We start from the raw sequence: 14,815 nt of genomic DNA on the forward strand, positions 1-14,815 counted from the left end.
CGTCCCTAGAATTTCCAGATGCTGTCGGCGGAAATCCGCGATCTGATCACAGCAGAGCTGCGTGAATACCATCGCGAACTGAGTAGCGCCGCGCGAGCGGCGGCCCTCGCCGAGAAGTACGAGCGGGAATTCGAACGCCGACCCGAATCGATGCGGCCCTTCCGTGAGCGCATGGCGGCTCTGAACCGCAGAATGGAGCACCGGCACCGCGCCTGCGCCCAGCTGCACCGGTCCTACGCCCTGCGATTGCGGCGCTGGGCCGAGCAGGGCACGCCGGAGCCGCGGCCGGGCTTCATGACCGCGGTCGCCGAGGAACTGCGGATGGATAGCGCGGTGATCACCCTGTTCGACGACGACCTGCACGAGCTGCTCGTCATCTGCTCCGATGCCACCGCGCGAGCGGCGCACGATCTCGAGGAGGTGGTCGGCACCGGTCCGGCGCGCGACATCGCCCTCGGTGGCAACGGCCTGCTGGTGTCCGGATGCGGACTCGTCGAACGCTGGCCCGAATTCGGTTCGGCCGCAGTTGATCTCGGTATCCGTACCTTGGTGGCCGTCGCCTTGCGCGCCGAATCGCGGCGGATCGGCGCGCTGTGCGCATTCTCACCGCAGACCGTCTCGGCCACCGAGACCGTGGCCATCGCGGACAGCGTGGCCGATGCGCTGGCCAATGTCGTCCTGCTGACCGCTGCCGTAAGCACCCGGAACACGGTGCGCGGGGCGCTGTTCGAGGACGCCGATTTCCGCACCGAGGTACATCGGGCGGTGGGTGTGGTCGCGGTGCAGTGCGCGTGTGACTCGGAGACGGCGCTGACCCTGCTGCGAGCCCGCGCATTCGCGGAGAGCGTGCCGTTGACCCACATCGCACGGCAGGTGCTGGAGGGGACGTGCCGCTTGTGCTGAACACGAGACACGCCGCATCCGAGAGTGCGAAAGACGGTGCACCACTGGAATTCAGCGCGGGTTTGGTCAATGTGACGATGCGCCTGCTGGCCACCGGCGAAGACATCGGCGAGTCGTTGCGCGACGCCTGCGACATCATCTCGGCAATGCTGCCGGGCCGACCGGCGGCTAGTGTGCTGATCGCGATGGACGGTGCCGCGGCCGCCGGGGCCACGATCGGTGCGCAAGCCTTGGTGCGAGCCGAAGTTCGCCTGCGGAGCGGCCCGAGCCTGCAGGCGCTGGCACGGAAGCAGTCCATCTCGGTGCCGGACCTCACGGACGAGATCAGGTGGGGCGGATATCCCGCCCTCGCACTCCGCGGCGGCATCCGTTCCCTCGCCGCCGAACCGGTGGTCACCGCGGCCGGGTCCATCGGCGCCTTGTGCCTGTACTCGAGTCGGCCGCACGACTTCGGCCCGTCGATCGGGCAGGCCGTCTCCCTGCTCGTGGCACATCTCGGTGTGGTGCTGCCGGTACGCCTCGAGGCCCTGCATGCCACCGCGCTGGCGGACCAGCTGCGTCAATCGCTGAAGACGCGCGGGGTGATCGACCGCGCGCTGGGAATTCTCATGGCCGACAACCGCTATGACCGTGAGCAGGCGTTCGCGATCCTGCGGGCGGCCTCGCAGCATCGCAATATGAAGCTGGCCGCGGTAGCGGCGGAACTGATCCGCACCACGACCGGGACCATCATCCCCCGGCTCGGCATGGACGCCGAGCCATCCTCGGAATAGGCTTCCGGCAGAAGAACCGCGATCGGTGGTGTGCGCCATGATGATTCGGCATGTCGGGGCCGAGAGCTTCGCGATTGGGCTGGCACAACTCACCTCCTCCGTGCTGTCGGCTCAGGATCTCGCGACATCCCTTTGCGACATAACAGACTTCGTCACCGCGATGGCGCCGGAGCGAACGATGTCCCGGGTGACGCTCACTCACGCGGTGGTCGCCGATATCGCCGACAGCGGAGGAGTCCCGGCACCGCCGATGGGAGAGCTGCCGCTCGACCACCCCATCGGCCCGTGCTCGGAATCGATCGCGACCGGCCGCGTCGTGATGGTCCCGGAGCTCCGAGTCGAGCGGCGGTGGGTAGGGTATCCCGCGCGCATGCTCGAGCTCGGCGTCCGCTCGATCCTGGTGCAGCCGATACCGGTGCCGCACCGCACGATCGGCGCGGTGGCCCTGTACGCGCCGGAGCCGGGGGCCTTCGACGAATCTCTGTGCCGAAGGCTGGCCCTGACCGCCGCGCAGGTCGGCGCACTGCTGGCCGCCGTGATCGCCTCGACTCGCCGTGCCGAGTCGACCACCCGGCTGATGGCGGATCTCACCGCCCGCTCGGCGATCGACCAGGCGGTCGGGGTCCTGATATCGCAGCGCTCCAGCTCCGCCGCCGACGCCCTGGCCATATTGCGCGAAGCCGCCGACCTCCAAGGCATCCGACTTCATGAGGCGGCGGCCGAGGTGATTCGCGCGGCCACCGGAAACGGCCCCGCACCCGTGCATTTCGACCCTCCCGAGCGGCCGACAAGTATCCGCGGACGCCGTATTCTGTAATCACGTCATCGAGTCCCGAAGCGCGGCTCACGGTTCACGCCGGACACGTCGTTCGTGAATCATGCCGGCAGCTAGGGAGACCGATATGGCTCTTCGAAATCGCCGCGAAGCCCGCAATTCGGCATTGGCCGCACCGTCGGCGGTCGTCGTCGCGGCCCTGCGAGCCCCGGTGCCGCCCGCCGCGGTCGAGTGGGATCTGGCGGTTCGGTATCTGCCCAGTATCGATTCGAATCACCTGCGCCGGTGGCTGGGTGCCGCGCGGGCCGCCGGCGGTGAATCCACGGTGGGCATGGTCATACCGACGGAGCTGTGGGCCTGTTCCGGGCGGCGCGAGGAATACCGCGAAATCTGCGTACCGGCCTGGGAATACGCCGAATTCGCCGCGGTCGTCACACCCCACCCGGAGGCTTCTCTCCGGCCCACCGGAACCGGGTAGTGAGGCTGTATGCCCAGGTCGGCGACCCGGCGTCGGCCGCATCCCGGCCGGAATCTGCCCGATCGCGGGCATGCCGGTGAAAGTATCCGGTGCGATTGACAATTCGACTCCACGGTCGATCCGCGATAAAGGATTTCGGTCCACGAGAATGGGTATTCGCTTACCTGAGCGGCCAGGCTGCGCAATTGCTCCGATGCTCGGCTCGGTGTCTGTGCTGAGATTTGCCACATGGTTCCCGGAGGACCGTGTGCGGATTCGATGGTGGCGATCGAACAGTGTCGGGTGGCAGGGAAATACGATGGACTTCGCGGGAGCGGGAGGGCTGCTCGGTGGTGTACCCCCGCGGCGAGCTGACCGCTGCCGGGTATCGGAATTTCAGCGATACGCTCGTGAAATTCGCGATCGATGAACCGAACGCGGTCGTGGTGATCCTCGACGACCTGCTGGTGGGGGTGCCGGACCTTTACACGGCCTTCAGGAGCGCGGCGCTGCGCGTGGGCGAGTGGCCGGACGTGCCGATCCACTTGGTCGCCCACGCCCAGACCCGGCGAGATTGGCTGCGGCGCAGCGCGGTCCGACTCCCGATCTTCGCCGACGTGAGCGCGGCGCTACGTGCCGCGGGCGGCGGGTCGCAGCGGCACCGGGCGACCTTGGAACTGGCCGAGGCCGCGGAGTGCGGGCAGCGGGCCAGGACGTTCGTCGAGGAGATCTGCGTGCGCTGGGACGTGCCGGAGGTCCGTGTCGACGCTGTTGATCGCCACCGAGCTGGTGGAGAACTCCTTCCTGCACAGTCGGGTCCCCGGCGGGATGCAACTGCGTCTGGAACTGCGCGACGACCGATTCTGCGTCGCGGTCGGGGACAACGACCCGCACGAGGCGCTGCTGCGGGAACCCGGAGTGGGGGGATCACGGCACTACGGACTGCACATCGTGGCCCGCCTGGCCAGCTCGTGGGGATGTGTGCCGCGTCGGCCGGCCGGCAAGGTGGTGTGGGCCGTCCTGTCAACCGGCAGACGGGTATTGCTCGCACGTTGAGCGGGAAGGCGAAGGCCGGGCGCACGGCAATGGCCGCCCGCACCGAGATGATGGGAGCGGCCATTGTGCTTCGATTGGAGTCGGCCGGAGGCGTTTGCAGCCGCCGCCGGTGACCGAAAGATGATCAGCGCGGGGCGTTGGCCGGGTCGACCAGGGTGGGGGTGCGGCCCTGCTTGCGGGCCTGCTTGGCGTCCTCGAAGAATTCCCGGCTGAACAAGGCCGACAGCACCGCGATGCCGCCGCGGTGGACGCGGAACTCGCTCTTGGTGCTCGACCCGGTCAGGCGGATGACGCGGCCGGTGGCGTGCTGCGGGCGGGACATGTCCTTGACCTTGCCGCGGCCGGTCCACTCCAGCTCGGAGTAGTCGATGCGCGCGTCCTCGGGGACGAGCAGCTTGACCATGGCGTGGTCGAGGTTCGCGTTGACGACGATCTCCTCGTCGCCCTCGATCCAGGGCGAGCGCAAGTCGATGACGACGCTGCCGTAGCGGGCCTTCACCTCGAAGGAGTCGGCGTGGGTCCAGTCGCCGAGGCGCTTCTCGGTGTTGTGGTCGGTGTGGATCTTGACGGTGTCGGTGGCCTTGGTGGTGTTCATTGCCTGTCCTTTCGGAGTGCGGTGCCGGTCGGGTTCGCCTGCTGCTCAATAGTGACATGCAAACTAGTTGCCTGGCAACTAGTGCGAGTAAACTAGTTTTCGGGCACCTAGTACGATGGCCGCCATGACAGCATCGACGCAGGCCACGCCGTTCAAGCGCTCACCCCTGGCCATGGCGGTGCTCGGCATCCTGCACCTGGAACCGATGCATCCCTATGCCGTCCAGCGCCGTATCAAGGAGTGGGGCAAGGACAAGGTCGTGAACGTGGGCCAGCGGGCGCAGCTGTACAAGACGATCGCGCGGCTGCAGGAGGCCGGGTTGGTGTCGGTCCGCGAGACCGGCCGCGACCAGCAGTATCCGGAGCGCACCGTCTACGAGATCACCGACGCGGGCCGCACCGCCTTTCTCGCCTGGATCAAGGAGATGGTCAGCACGCCGCGCAACGAATTCCCGGAATTCCCTGCGGCCCTGTCGTTTCTGATGTTGCTGGGCCCCGACCGGGCGCGTGCCGAACTGGAGCGGCGCGCGAATGCCGTGCGCGCCAACCTGGATGAGATCGATACGGGAATGGAGCAGGCTCGGAAATTCGGCCTACCCCGCGTCACCCTGCTCGAGGACGAATACCGGCGCGCCGTCGTCGCGGCCGAATTGCGTTGGCTGGAGGGCATTCTCGCCGATCTGGCGGACGGCAGCCTGACCTGGTCCTGGGAATCCCTGGCCGAGTTCCAGCATCAATCGATCGGCTGAGCTGCGGGTAAACGAAGGCCGCCCCCATCCGAAGATGGGGGCGGCCTTGGTATTTCGACTCCCGAGAGTCGCAAACCCTAGCGCGTGAAGAGCAGGGCGCGCTTGACCTCCTGGATCGCCTTCGTCACCTCGATGCCGCGGGGGCACGCGTCGGTGCAGTTGAAGGTGGTGCGGCAGCGCCAGACACCCTCGACGTCGTTGAGGATGTCGAGGCGCTCGCGCGCGCCCTCGTCACGGCTGTCGAAGATGAAGCGGTGCGCGTTCACGATCGCGGCCGGGCCGAAGTAGCTGCCGTCGCTCCAGTACACGGGGCAGGAGGTGGTGCAGCAGGCGCACAGGATGCACTTGGTGGTGTCATCGAAGCGGGCCCGGTCGTGCTGGGACTGGATGCGCTCGAAGGTGGGCTCGTTGCCGTGCGTGATCAGGTACGGCTTGACCGCCTTGAACGCGTCGAAGAACGGTTCCATGTTCACCACGAGGTCCTTCTCCACGGGCAGGCCGCGGATCGGCTCGACGGTGACCGTCAGCTCCTTGCTGCCCTTGGGCAGCATGTCCTTCATGAGGATCTTGCACGCCAGGCGGTTGACGCCGTTGATGCGCATGGCATCGGAGCCACACACGCCGTGCGCGCAGGAACGACGGAAGGTGAGCGTGCCGTCCAGGTAGGACTTGATGTAGATCAGCACGTTCAGGAACCGGTCGGTCGGCAGCACGGGGACCTTGAACTCGTCCCAGTGCTGGCCCTGGCCGTCCTCCGGGTTGAAGCGGGCGACCTTGACCGTGATCATGGTCGACCCGTCCGGCACCGGAGCCGGCTTCTGCGGCGTTTCAGCGACAGCAGTCATCAGTACTTACGCTCCATCGGCTCGTAACGGGTCTGCACGACCGGCTTGTAGTCGAGCCGGATGTCCGAGATGAGTTCCGGGCTCGTCTTGTACGCCATGGTGTGGCGCATGAAGTTGACGTCGTCGCGGTCCGGGTAGTCCTCGCGCGCGTGGCCGCCGCGAGACTCCTTGCGGTTCACCGCACCCGCCACCGTCACCTCGGCCAGCTCCAGCAGGAAGCCCAGTTCGACGGCCTCGAGCAGGTCGCTGTTGTAGCGACGGCCCTTGTCCTGCACGGTGATCCGCGAGTAGCGCTCCTTGAGCACCTGGATCTCCTCGAGCATGGACTTGAGCGACTCCTCGGTGCGGTACACACCGGCCTTGTCGTCCATGGAGTTCTGCAGCTCGGTGCGGATGTCGGCGACGCGCTCGTTGCCGTGATCGGACAGGATCAGCGCCAGCCAGTCCTGCACCATCTGGGCCGGGTTCTCCGGCAGCTCGACGAACTCCGCGCGCTGGGCGTACTCGGCGGCGGCGATGCCCGCGCGGCGGCCGAACACATTGATGTCCAGCAGCGAGTTGGTGCCCAGACGGTTCGCGCCGTGCACGGACACACACGCGCACTCGCCCGCGGCGTACAGGCCGGGCACGATGTCGGTGTTGTTGCGCAGCACCTCGCCGCGGATGCGGGTCGGGATGCCACCCATCACGTAGTGACAGGTCGGCATGACCGGCACCGGCTCCTTGACCGGGTCCACACCCAGGTAGGTGCGGGCGAATTCGGTGATGTCCGGGAGCTTCTCCTCCAGGACGTCCTCGCCGAGGTGGGTCACGTCGATGAGCACGTAGTCCTTGTTCGGACCCGCGCCGCGGCCCTCGCGCACCTCGAGCACCATGGAGCGCGCGACGATGTCACGCGGCGCCAAGTCCTTGATGGTCGGCGCGTAGCGCTCCATGAAGCGCTCACCGGACGCGTTGCGCAGGATGCCGCCCTCGCCGCGCACCGCCTCGGAGATGAGGATGCCCAGGCCCGCGAGGCCTGTCGGGTGGAACTGGTGGAACTCCATGTCCTCCAGCGGAAGTCCCTTGCGGAACACGATCGCCATGCCGTCACCGGTGAGGGTGTGGGCATTGGAGGTGGTCTTGTACATGCGGCCCGAACCACCGGTGGCGAAGATGATCGCCTTGGCGTGGAACACGTGCAGCTCGCCGGTGGCCAGCTCGTAGGCGACCACGCCGGTGGCGACGGGGCCCCGGTCGGTGTCGGTGAGAATCAGGTCCAGCACGTAGAACTCGTTGAAGAACTCCACGTCGTGCTTGACGCAGTTCTGGTACAGCGTCTGCAGGATCATGTGGCCCGTGCGGTCGGCGGCGTAGCACGCGCGGCGCACCGGAGCCTTGCCGTGGTCACGGGTGTGGCCGCCGAAGCGACGCTGGTCGATCTTGCCCTCGGGCGTGCGGTTGAACGGCAGGCCCATCTTCTCCAGGTCGAGCACGGCGTCGATGGCCTCCTTGGCCATGATCTCCGCGGCGTCCTGGTCGACCAGGTAGTCGCCACCCTTGACGGTGTCGAAGGTGTGCCACTCCCAGTTGTCCTCTTCGACATTCGCGAGCGCGGCGCACATGCCACCCTGGGCCGCACCGGTGTGCGAGCGCGTCGGGTAGAGCTTGGTCAGCACTGCGGTGCGGACCCGAGGACCGGCCTCGATCGCCGCACGCATTCCAGCGCCACCGGCACCGACGATCACGACGTCGTAGCGGTGTTCCTGAATCGGTCGGGATTCACTCATTCGAGGTGGCCTGTCCTTAACTGATGTTGGGGTCGAAGGTGAAGATCACGTAGGTGCCGGTGACCATGATCAGAAGCATGGACACGACCAGCAGGGTCTTCAGCCAGAAGCGGGTGGAGTCCTTGCGCGCGTAGTCGTCGATGACGGTGCGGACACCGTTGCCGCCGTGCAGCTGGGCCAGCCACAGCATGGTCAGATCCCAGATCTGCCAGAACGGCGAGGACCAGCGGCCCGCGACGAACGCGAAGTTGAGGCGGTGCACGCCGCCGTCGAGCATCAGCATGATCGTCATGTGGCCGATGACCAGGACGACCAGGAGCAGACCGGAGGCACGCATGAACAGCCAGGCGTACTTCTCGAAGTTGTTGCCGCCCTGGCGGCGCGGGGCGCGCGGGGCGTCGAGGGAGGCGGGCCGGTCGTAGGACTTGCCGAGAACAGGTGCAGTCATGTCATCGCTCAATTCGTCAGCAGGTAGAAGAGCTGGCGTCCGACACCGGCGCCGGCCACGACGATCCAGATCGCGAGCACGACCCACAGCATTTGACGCTGGAAACGGGGGCCCTGCGACCAGAAGTCGACGAGGATGATGCGGATGCCGTTGAACGCGTGGAACAGCACGCAGACGACGAGCCCCATCTCCATCAAGGCGACGAGGGGGTTCTTGTACGTCTCGATCGCGCGGTCGTAGGTGTCCGGGCTGACTCGCACCAACGCGGTATCGAGGACGTGGACGAACAGGAAGAAGAAGATCGTCACGCCGGTGATGCGATGCAATGCCCAGGACCACATGCCGGGGTCGCCTCGGTACAGGGTCCGCTTCGGCTTGGCCGGAGCTTCTAGCGTGGTCATAGAGTGCGGTGCCTCCAACGTCGTCGATGGACCCGGTCAGATCCGGCGCGGAGCCTGAGGACTGTCGAAACCACCTGCTCACAAGCGGAATCTGTGCTTCTCTCAAAGCAACTCGACTGTCCGGTGGCAGTGCTACAGGACCCGCTTCGGGAACCTGAACCGATCTGTCGTGAACTCTAAACCCAGCTTTGAAGCGGAACTAATTCGGCGTGCCGCTCGTTAGCCCAAATTGTTGTGAGTTAGGTTTGCCTTTCCTGAATTGCACAACCAGGCGGAACGCCTATCACGCGGGTACGGTCACGTCCATAGGAGGATGGTCCGAAATGTCCGAAGTTGACTGGAAAGCCCTGCGCTACAAGGCATTTGAGGTGATGCAAGAGGCATACGCCCCGTACTCCCGATTCCCCGTCGGGGCGGCGGCTCTCACCGCCGACGACCGCGTGGTGAGCGGCTGCAATGTGGAAAATATCTCATACGGTTTGGGCCTCTGCGCCGAATGTGTACTGGTCGGTAACTTGATTTCGACCGGAGGCGGGCGGCTGCGGGCGGTCTCGGTGTGCGACTCCCGGGGCGCGGTGCTCATGCCCTGCGGGCGCTGCCGCCAGATCCTGCTCGAGCACGGCGGCGGCGAGTTGCTCGTAGATCACCACAGCGGCCCCGTCACGCTGAACACGCTGCTGCCGGACTCCTTCGGGCCCGACGACCTGCATGCCGGACAGCTATAACCGCTGATCTTCGTGGCGCGCGCGGTTTTACGTGGAAACGCCCGGGTACGCATGCCAGGGTGGAGGACGTGAGTGTGCACTCGGCGGTGGACGTGATTCGGGCCAAGCGCGACGGTGGCGAGCTCAGCGACGCGCAGATCGATTGGGTGATCGACGCGTTCACCCGCGGCGAGGTCGCCGACGAGCAGATGTCGGCGCTGGCCATGGCCATCGTGTGGCGCGGCATGACGCGCCGCGAGACCGCGCGCTGGACCCGGGCCATGATCGACTCCGGCAAGCGCCTGGACTTCAGCGATCTGGGCCGCCCGACCGTGGACAAGCACTCCACCGGCGGGGTCGGCGACAAGATCACGCTGCCGCTCTCGCCGCTGGTCGCCGCCTGCGGTGCCGCGGTGCCGCAGCTGTCCGGACGCGGATTGGGGCACACCGGCGGCACTCTCGACAAGCTGGAGGCGATTCCCGGCTGGCAGGCCGACATTCCGGCCGACCGGATGCGGGAGCTGCTGGCGGATCCGGCGATCGGGGCCGTGGTCTGCGCGGCCGGGGCCGACCTCGCGCCCGCCGACAAGCGGCTCTACGCGCTGCGTGACGTGACCGGGACCGTCGAATCCATCCCCCTGATCGCCAGCTCCATCATGAGCAAGAAGATCGCCGAGGGCACCGGGGCGCTGGTGCTGGACGTGAAGGTCGGGCGTGGAGCCTTCCTGAAGGAACTGGCCCAGGCGCGCGAACTGGCCACCGCCATGGTCGAACTCGGCACCGACGCGGGCGTGCGGACGATGGCCCTGCTCACCGCCATGGACACCCCGCTCGGCCACACCGCCGGAAACGCCCTCGAGGTGTGCGAATCCCTGGACGTGCTGGCCGGGGGCGGTCCCGCCGACGTCGTCGACCTGACCCTCGCGCTGGCCCGGGAGATGCTGGCGCAGGCCGGAATCACCGATATCGACCCGGCCGACGCGCTGGCCGACGGGCGGGCAATGGACCAGTGGCGGGCCATCGTGCGCGCCCAGGGCGGCGACCCGGACGCGCCGCTGCCGCAGGCACAACATACGGAGACGCTGCGTGCTCCGGCCTCGGGCACGCTCACCCGGCTGGACGCCCTCGACGTCGGGCTGGCCGCCTGGCGGCTCGGGGCGGGCCGGGCCCGGCAGGGCGATCCGGTGCAGGCCGGTGCGGGCATCGAAATGCATGCCAAGCCAGGCGATTCCATCGCGGCCGGGCAGCCGCTGCTGACCCTGCACACCGATACGCCGGACGCGTTCCCGGTGGCGCTGGAGATCCTGCGCGACGCGTTCACCATTTCCGAGACCGATGCGGCCGAACCGCAGCCGCTCGTTCTCGATCGGATCACGGCCTGACCGTGTCCGCCGAACCGGCCTAGCCTGGAAATGTGAAACAGCGAACGAACTTCCGAGGCCGGGTCGCGGTTGCGGCGGCGCTGGGCCTGCTGGGTCTGGTCGCGCCGCTCGGTTCGGCGCAGGCGTCTCCGGCGGACAACACCCGATCCGATCCATCGAGTTCGACGGGGCCGAACTCGCTCGCGCATCCCGAGAACACCCAGCCCGCCACCCCCACCAAGGACAAGCGCAACCCGATGTACTTGACCTGCGAGCAGGTCTGGTCACTGGGCAAGGGGCCCATCCGTATCGGGCAGCCGGGTTATTCGGCCATGCTCGATCCGGATGGCGACGGCATCGCCTGCGATCGGTGAGTGACGGGAACCAACCGGTCAGCAACGTGAGGGCAACGACAGACCGAACTGTGGGGTGACTCGCGTCAACCAGCCTGCCGCAGAACGGGAATGCGGCTAACGTTGCTACATGACTGGACCGACGCCCCTCACTCTCGCCTCGATCCGCCAGGCTCCCAAGGCGGTCCTGCACGATCACCTGGACGGCGGGTTGCGGCCCGCGACCGTGCTGGAGCTCGCCAAGGCCTGCGGCTACGACCAGCTACCCGCAGGCGACGCCGACACCCTGGCCGCCTGGTTCCGGGACGCGGCCGACAGCGGCTCGCTGGAACGCTATCTGGAAACCTTCGCCCACACCGTCGCCGTGATGCAGACCCCCGAGGGCCTGCGCCGGGTCGCCCGCGAATGCGCCGAGGACCTCGCCGCCGACGGCGTCGTCTACGCCGAGGTGCGCTTCGCGCCCGAACAGCACCTCGAGGCCGGACTCAGCCTCGACGAGGTGGTCGAGCACACCCTCGCCGGATTCCGGGAGGGCGAGGAGATCGCCGCCGCCGCGGGCACCCCCATCAAGATGGTCTGCCTGCTCACCGCCATGCGACACGCGGCCCGCTCCCGCGAGATCGCCGAACTCACCGTGCGCTGGCGCGATCGCGGCGTCGGCGGCTTCGACATCGCGGGCGCGGAGGCGGGCTTCCCGCCCAGCCGCCACCTCGACGCCTTCGACTACCTGCGGGCCAACCTGGCGCACTTCACGATTCACGCGGGCGAGGCCTTCGGCCTGCCGTCCATCCACGAGGCGGTGGCGTTCTGCGGCTGCGAGCGGCTCGGCCACGGCGTGCGCATCACCGACGACATCACCGACTCGGCCGACGGGCCCAAGCTGGGTCTGGTCGCGAACTATGTTCGAGACCTGCGGATCCCGCTGGAGCTGTGTCCGAGCTCGAATGTGCAGACCGGCGCGGTGCCCTCGCTCGACAAGCATCCCTTCGACCTGCTGGCCCGGCTGCGCTTCCGCGTCACGGTCAATACCGACAACCGGTTGATGAGCGACACCACCATGAGCAACGAAATGCTCAAGCTGTCACAGACTTTCGGCTACGGCTGGAGTGATCTCGAGCGGTTCACCATCAACGCCATGAAGTCGGCGTTCATCCCGTTCCCGGAACGCCTGCGCCTGATCGACGAGGTGATCAAGCCGGGCTACGCGGTGCTGCTGGGATAGGTTGTCCCGGAAAACAATTCGGGCCGCACCGTGAGGGTGCGGCCCGAATCATGTTTCAGGTCAGGCTTTTTCGAGGCGCGCCTCGAAGGCTGCCTCCAGGGCCTTCCATGCCTCGGCCTCGGCCTCGAACGGCGGGTTCGGGGCCATGCGGGTCGGGTCCGGGTTGAGCAGGTAGGAGACGTACCAGCCGAGCGGGGTGGAGACCGCCAGCGCCGCCTCCACGGAGTCGTCCTCCGCGTAATCGGCGGCGTCGGTGAACAATTCGACCGCCAGGTCGAGCTGATCGGTGTCCACCGCCTTGGGTCCGGTGGCCAGATCCTCGGACAGGCCCGGCAGGACGTAGATGTTCTCCTCGTCCACCTCGACGTCGAGCGACCCGTCCACCGCGGCGGTCTGGACTTCGCCGTAGGTGCTGACCCGCGCCAGATCGTGGTCGTGGTCGTCGGCGAGGTAGCGGGCCAGGGCGCGCTCGGAACCGAAGACCGTGATGCTGCCGTCCTTGCCCAGGAAGATGGGCTCGTCGTCGACGTAGCAGCGCAGCGTGAAGAAGGTGCCCTCGGAGGTGACGATCTGCACCGGGTCGATGCCGACCTCGTGCCAGAACGACAGCTCCTCGTCGTCCTCCTCATCGTCCTCGTCCAGGTCGACGGGCTCGATCTCGTCGTCATCGCTCTCGGCCGCGTCCTCGGCGTCGACGACGTTCTCCTGCGCCGCAAGCAGTTCCGCCTCCGCGACCGAGACCGCGTCGGCGTCCACCTCGGGCACCGTCACCACCGAGTCGATGGCGTCGATGACCGCTTCCCAGTCCTTGGCGATGGCCGCGCCGATCTGGTCCCACAGCTCCTCGCCCTCGCGCCCGAGGAAGGCGCTCACCCCGCCGGGCAGCGCGCCCAATACCGGATGCGAGCCGAAGAACTTGGTGACGGTGTCGAGTTCGCACACGTCGCCGAGGTTGCGGACCATGTCGAGGGTCTCCTCGAGCTCGGCCACCACCTCCGGATCCGGATCGTCGGCGGCCAGCTCGGGCACGCCGACCAGATCGAAGACGTACTGCTCCTCCGGCTCCAGTTCGGCCGCCGAGAGACCGGCGATGATCTTCCAGGCCGGATGGTCGACCAGATCGTTGTCGGAGTTGGTGCGAATGAACGCGGCCAGCTCCGCGACCGAGTCGAAACCGTAGAGGTCTTCCTCGTGTCCGAGGAATGCCTGCCACTCATCGTCACCGTCTCGCCAGCGGGGTGCCCAGAGGGTGACAAGATCGCCTTTGGTCAGGCCGAGCGCGATCGGGACGATGTCTCCAGAAGCCATGACGGGAAGCCTATCCAGTCGTCGCGTCAGGCACTATCCGGGTCGGCCCCAACGTTTCCCGAATTGTGTCGGTCGCTCGAGAAATGGGTCGGTCGAGGGTCAGCGAGTCGTTCAAACGCTCGACGATCTGGGCGCGCTGCACGGTCGCCTCGTGCGCGGCCTGCTGGCACGCCCACAGAATCAGGCGCGAGACCTCGCCCGGGGAGCGCGAGGTCACCGATTCGGCCAGCCATAGCCCGGTCAGGGCGCCGTCGGCGTCCACCTCGGCGGTGACCGAACGGTCTTCCGAGGTGAACCGGGCCCGGACGTGCGCCAGCCCGTCCAGGGTGGCCTCCAGCGTTTCCAGTTGCTGATTCACGCGCTCGAGCAAGGCATCCATCTCAGCACTCATCGCGAGCTCCTTTCGGCACGGGCTCGGGGTACCCGCGCGGGCCCGCCGCAACCCTTCATGACCGGCGCATCCAGCTGGTCTGACCGGTGTCGGCGTCGTCGAGCCGATCCAGCTCGTCCACCGCGGCCTGCCGGGTGGGCAGGCCCAGCCGGTCCAGCACGGTCTCCGGCACGCCCGCCTCGGCCAGCTGCTCGCGCCGCCGGGACCGGGCGGCGATGGCCGAACGCTTGGTCAGGCGCAGGATCTCGTCGGCGAGAGCCTGTGCGCCGTAGCGGTATTCGCCCCGCTCGAACCGGATCTCCACCGGGATGCCCTGGTCGGTGGCCTGCACCGTGACCGTGCCGGATCGGTTCGAACTCGCGGCGACGGTCACCGCCGGTACCTGGGGTCGCGTCATGCTGTCTCCGTTCCGAACACTCGGTCGTGAGGTGCGCTCATGCGGTGGGTCGGTAGAAGCCGAGAAACCGCATGCCGCTGTTCTGAGTTCGTATCGGTCCGATCTGGACGGGATCGCCCGCCTCCACCAACTGGCCGTTCCCGATGATCATCGCGACGTGGCCGTCCCACACCGCCAGATCCCCAGGCATCAAGTCCCCTGGACCGATCCGCTGGTGCCCGTACCCCTGCTCCTGCGCCAGCCGCGGCAGCGAAACGCCCGCCTGCGCATAAGCCCACTGTGTCAGACCACTGCAATCCATCCCCACCC

Annotated in this window: 19 protein-coding genes; 10 read left to right on the forward strand and 9 right to left on the reverse strand. The window is 67.4% G+C overall.

Annotation, left to right across the window (positions count from 1 at the left end; all coding sequences use genetic code 11):
* Positions 1-18: 18 nt before the first annotated feature.
* The 5 genes from ACAM49_RS07040 (at position 19) to ACAM49_RS07060 (ending at position 3,964) form a co-directional block, all read left to right on the forward strand.
* Positions 19-903: a GAF and ANTAR domain-containing protein gene (locus tag ACAM49_RS07040; protein ID WP_369634624.1), complete on the forward strand. Its 885-nt coding sequence runs from the start codon at positions 19-21 to the stop codon at positions 901-903.
* A gap of 77 nt (positions 904-980) precedes the next feature.
* Entirely contained in the window at positions 981-1,676 is a 696-nt protein-coding gene (locus ACAM49_RS07045; protein WP_369634643.1) for a GAF and ANTAR domain-containing protein, read from the forward strand.
* 187 nt (positions 1,677-1,863) lie between these two features.
* On the forward strand, positions 1,864-2,493 hold the full coding sequence (locus ACAM49_RS07050; RefSeq protein ID WP_369634625.1) for a GAF and ANTAR domain-containing protein: 630 nt from the start codon (positions 1,864-1,866) through the stop codon (positions 2,491-2,493).
* Positions 2,494-2,578: 85 nt separating this feature from the next.
* Positions 2,579-2,929 (forward strand): hypothetical protein, encoded by a 351-nt coding sequence (locus tag ACAM49_RS07055; RefSeq protein ID WP_157513940.1) that lies wholly within the window; start codon positions 2,579-2,581, stop codon positions 2,927-2,929.
* Positions 2,930-3,667: 738 nt separating this feature from the next.
* Positions 3,668-3,964, forward strand: a complete 297-nt coding sequence (locus tag ACAM49_RS07060) for an ATP-binding protein (RefSeq protein WP_369634626.1) — start codon at positions 3,668-3,670, stop codon at positions 3,962-3,964.
* A 124-nt stretch (positions 3,965-4,088) separates the two neighbouring features.
* On the opposite strand, the gene ACAM49_RS07065 is transcribed toward ACAM49_RS07060, so the two are convergent.
* Positions 4,089-4,559, reverse strand: coding sequence for a hypothetical protein (locus tag ACAM49_RS07065; RefSeq protein ID WP_369634627.1), 471 nt, complete (start codon positions 4,557-4,559; stop codon positions 4,089-4,091).
* Positions 4,560-4,683: 124 nt separating this feature from the next.
* On the opposite strand from ACAM49_RS07065, the gene ACAM49_RS07070 reads away from it, so the two are divergent.
* Positions 4,684-5,307 (forward strand): PadR family transcriptional regulator, encoded by a 624-nt coding sequence (locus tag ACAM49_RS07070; protein ID WP_369634628.1) that lies wholly within the window; start codon positions 4,684-4,686, stop codon positions 5,305-5,307.
* Positions 5,308-5,384: 77 nt separating this feature from the next.
* Here ACAM49_RS07070 and ACAM49_RS07075 read toward each other — a convergent pair whose 3' ends face one another.
* From ACAM49_RS07075 to sdhC, 4 genes are read right to left on the reverse strand one after another with little or no spacing between them, the layout of a single operon-like run.
* A complete protein-coding gene (locus ACAM49_RS07075) occupies positions 5,385-6,152 on the reverse strand; it encodes a succinate dehydrogenase iron-sulfur subunit (RefSeq protein WP_040804933.1) in 768 nt (255 codons plus the stop codon).
* Complete coding sequence (sdhA, locus tag ACAM49_RS07080; protein ID WP_369634629.1) at positions 6,152-7,921, reverse strand: succinate dehydrogenase flavoprotein subunit; 1,770 nt, start codon at positions 7,919-7,921, stop codon at positions 6,152-6,154. The genes ACAM49_RS07075 and sdhA overlap by 1 nt, the downstream gene beginning before the upstream one ends.
* 16 nt (positions 7,922-7,937) lie before the next feature.
* Positions 7,938-8,369, reverse strand: a complete 432-nt coding sequence (locus ACAM49_RS07085) for a succinate dehydrogenase hydrophobic membrane anchor subunit (RefSeq protein WP_040804936.1) — start codon at positions 8,367-8,369, stop codon at positions 7,938-7,940.
* Between the two features lie 8 nt (positions 8,370-8,377).
* A complete protein-coding gene (sdhC, locus tag ACAM49_RS07090) occupies positions 8,378-8,770 on the reverse strand; it encodes a succinate dehydrogenase, cytochrome b556 subunit (protein ID WP_051178061.1) in 393 nt (130 codons plus the stop codon).
* Positions 8,771-9,093: 323 nt separating this feature from the next.
* On the opposite strand from sdhC, the gene ACAM49_RS07095 reads away from it, so the two are divergent.
* From ACAM49_RS07095 to ACAM49_RS07110, 4 genes are all read left to right on the forward strand, one after another.
* Entirely contained in the window at positions 9,094-9,495 is a 402-nt protein-coding gene (locus ACAM49_RS07095; RefSeq protein WP_369634630.1) for a cytidine deaminase, read from the forward strand.
* A 74-nt stretch (positions 9,496-9,569) separates the two neighbouring features.
* Complete coding sequence (locus ACAM49_RS07100; RefSeq protein ID WP_369634644.1) at positions 9,570-10,856, forward strand: thymidine phosphorylase; 1,287 nt, start codon at positions 9,570-9,572, stop codon at positions 10,854-10,856.
* Between the two features lie 32 nt (positions 10,857-10,888).
* A complete protein-coding gene (locus ACAM49_RS07105) occupies positions 10,889-11,209 on the forward strand; it encodes an excalibur calcium-binding domain-containing protein (protein WP_369634631.1) in 321 nt (106 codons plus the stop codon).
* Positions 11,210-11,318: 109 nt separating this feature from the next.
* Positions 11,319-12,410, forward strand: a complete 1,092-nt coding sequence (locus tag ACAM49_RS07110; protein ID WP_369634632.1) for an adenosine deaminase — start codon at positions 11,319-11,321, stop codon at positions 12,408-12,410.
* A 60-nt stretch (positions 12,411-12,470) separates the two neighbouring features.
* On the opposite strand, the gene ACAM49_RS07115 is transcribed toward ACAM49_RS07110, so the two are convergent.
* The 4 genes from ACAM49_RS07115 to ACAM49_RS07130 form a co-directional block, all read right to left on the reverse strand.
* Positions 12,471-13,718 (reverse strand): primosomal protein, encoded by a 1,248-nt coding sequence (locus ACAM49_RS07115; RefSeq protein WP_369634633.1) that lies wholly within the window; start codon positions 13,716-13,718, stop codon positions 12,471-12,473.
* A 10-nt stretch (positions 13,719-13,728) separates the two neighbouring features.
* Positions 13,729-14,109, reverse strand: coding sequence for a YbaB/EbfC family nucleoid-associated protein (locus ACAM49_RS07120; RefSeq protein WP_369634634.1), 381 nt, complete (start codon positions 14,107-14,109; stop codon positions 13,729-13,731).
* Between the two features lie 55 nt (positions 14,110-14,164).
* Positions 14,165-14,506, reverse strand: coding sequence for a hypothetical protein (locus ACAM49_RS07125; RefSeq protein ID WP_369634635.1), 342 nt, complete (start codon positions 14,504-14,506; stop codon positions 14,165-14,167).
* Between the two features lie 37 nt (positions 14,507-14,543).
* Positions 14,544-14,815: C40 family peptidase (locus tag ACAM49_RS07130; protein ID WP_369634636.1), on the reverse strand; the 272-nt coding region annotated here is incomplete at its 5' end.

This window comes from Nocardia sp. JMUB6875 (assembly GCF_041154655.1).
Classification (GTDB): domain Bacteria; phylum Actinomycetota; class Actinomycetes; order Mycobacteriales; family Mycobacteriaceae; genus Nocardia.

Bases quoted from the DNA above. Each gene is read 5' to 3' on its own strand.
- ACAM49_RS07040 (WP_369634624.1), top strand. From the start codon at position 19: ATGCTGTCGGCGGAAATCCGCGATCTGATCACAGCAGAGCTGCGTGAA.
- ACAM49_RS07045 (WP_369634643.1), top strand. From the start codon at position 981: ATGCGCCTGCTGGCCACCGGCGAAGACATCGGCGAGTCGTTGCGCGAC.
- ACAM49_RS07055 (WP_157513940.1), top strand. From the start codon at position 2,579: ATGGCTCTTCGAAATCGCCGCGAAGCCCGCAATTCGGCATTGGCCGCA.
- ACAM49_RS07065 (WP_369634627.1), bottom strand. From the start codon at position 4,559: ATGAACACCACCAAGGCCACCGACACCGTCAAGATCCACACCGACCAC.
- ACAM49_RS07070 (WP_369634628.1), top strand. From the start codon at position 4,684: ATGACAGCATCGACGCAGGCCACGCCGTTCAAGCGCTCACCCCTGGCC.
- ACAM49_RS07075 (WP_040804933.1), bottom strand. From the start codon at position 6,152: ATGACTGCTGTCGCTGAAACGCCGCAGAAGCCGGCTCCGGTGCCGGAC.
- sdhA (WP_369634629.1), bottom strand. From the start codon at position 7,921: ATGAGTGAATCCCGACCGATTCAGGAACACCGCTACGACGTCGTGATC.
- ACAM49_RS07085 (WP_040804936.1), bottom strand. From the start codon at position 8,369: ATGACTGCACCTGTTCTCGGCAAGTCCTACGACCGGCCCGCCTCCCTC.
- sdhC (WP_051178061.1), bottom strand. From the start codon at position 8,770: ATGACCACGCTAGAAGCTCCGGCCAAGCCGAAGCGGACCCTGTACCGA.
- ACAM49_RS07095 (WP_369634630.1), top strand. From the start codon at position 9,094: ATGTCCGAAGTTGACTGGAAAGCCCTGCGCTACAAGGCATTTGAGGTG.
- ACAM49_RS07110 (WP_369634632.1), top strand. From the start codon at position 11,319: ATGACTGGACCGACGCCCCTCACTCTCGCCTCGATCCGCCAGGCTCCC.
- ACAM49_RS07115 (WP_369634633.1), bottom strand. From the start codon at position 13,718: ATGGCTTCTGGAGACATCGTCCCGATCGCGCTCGGCCTGACCAAAGGC.
- ACAM49_RS07120 (WP_369634634.1), bottom strand. From the start codon at position 14,109: ATGAGTGCTGAGATGGATGCCTTGCTCGAGCGCGTGAATCAGCAACTG.
- ACAM49_RS07125 (WP_369634635.1), bottom strand. From the start codon at position 14,506: ATGACGCGACCCCAGGTACCGGCGGTGACCGTCGCCGCGAGTTCGAAC.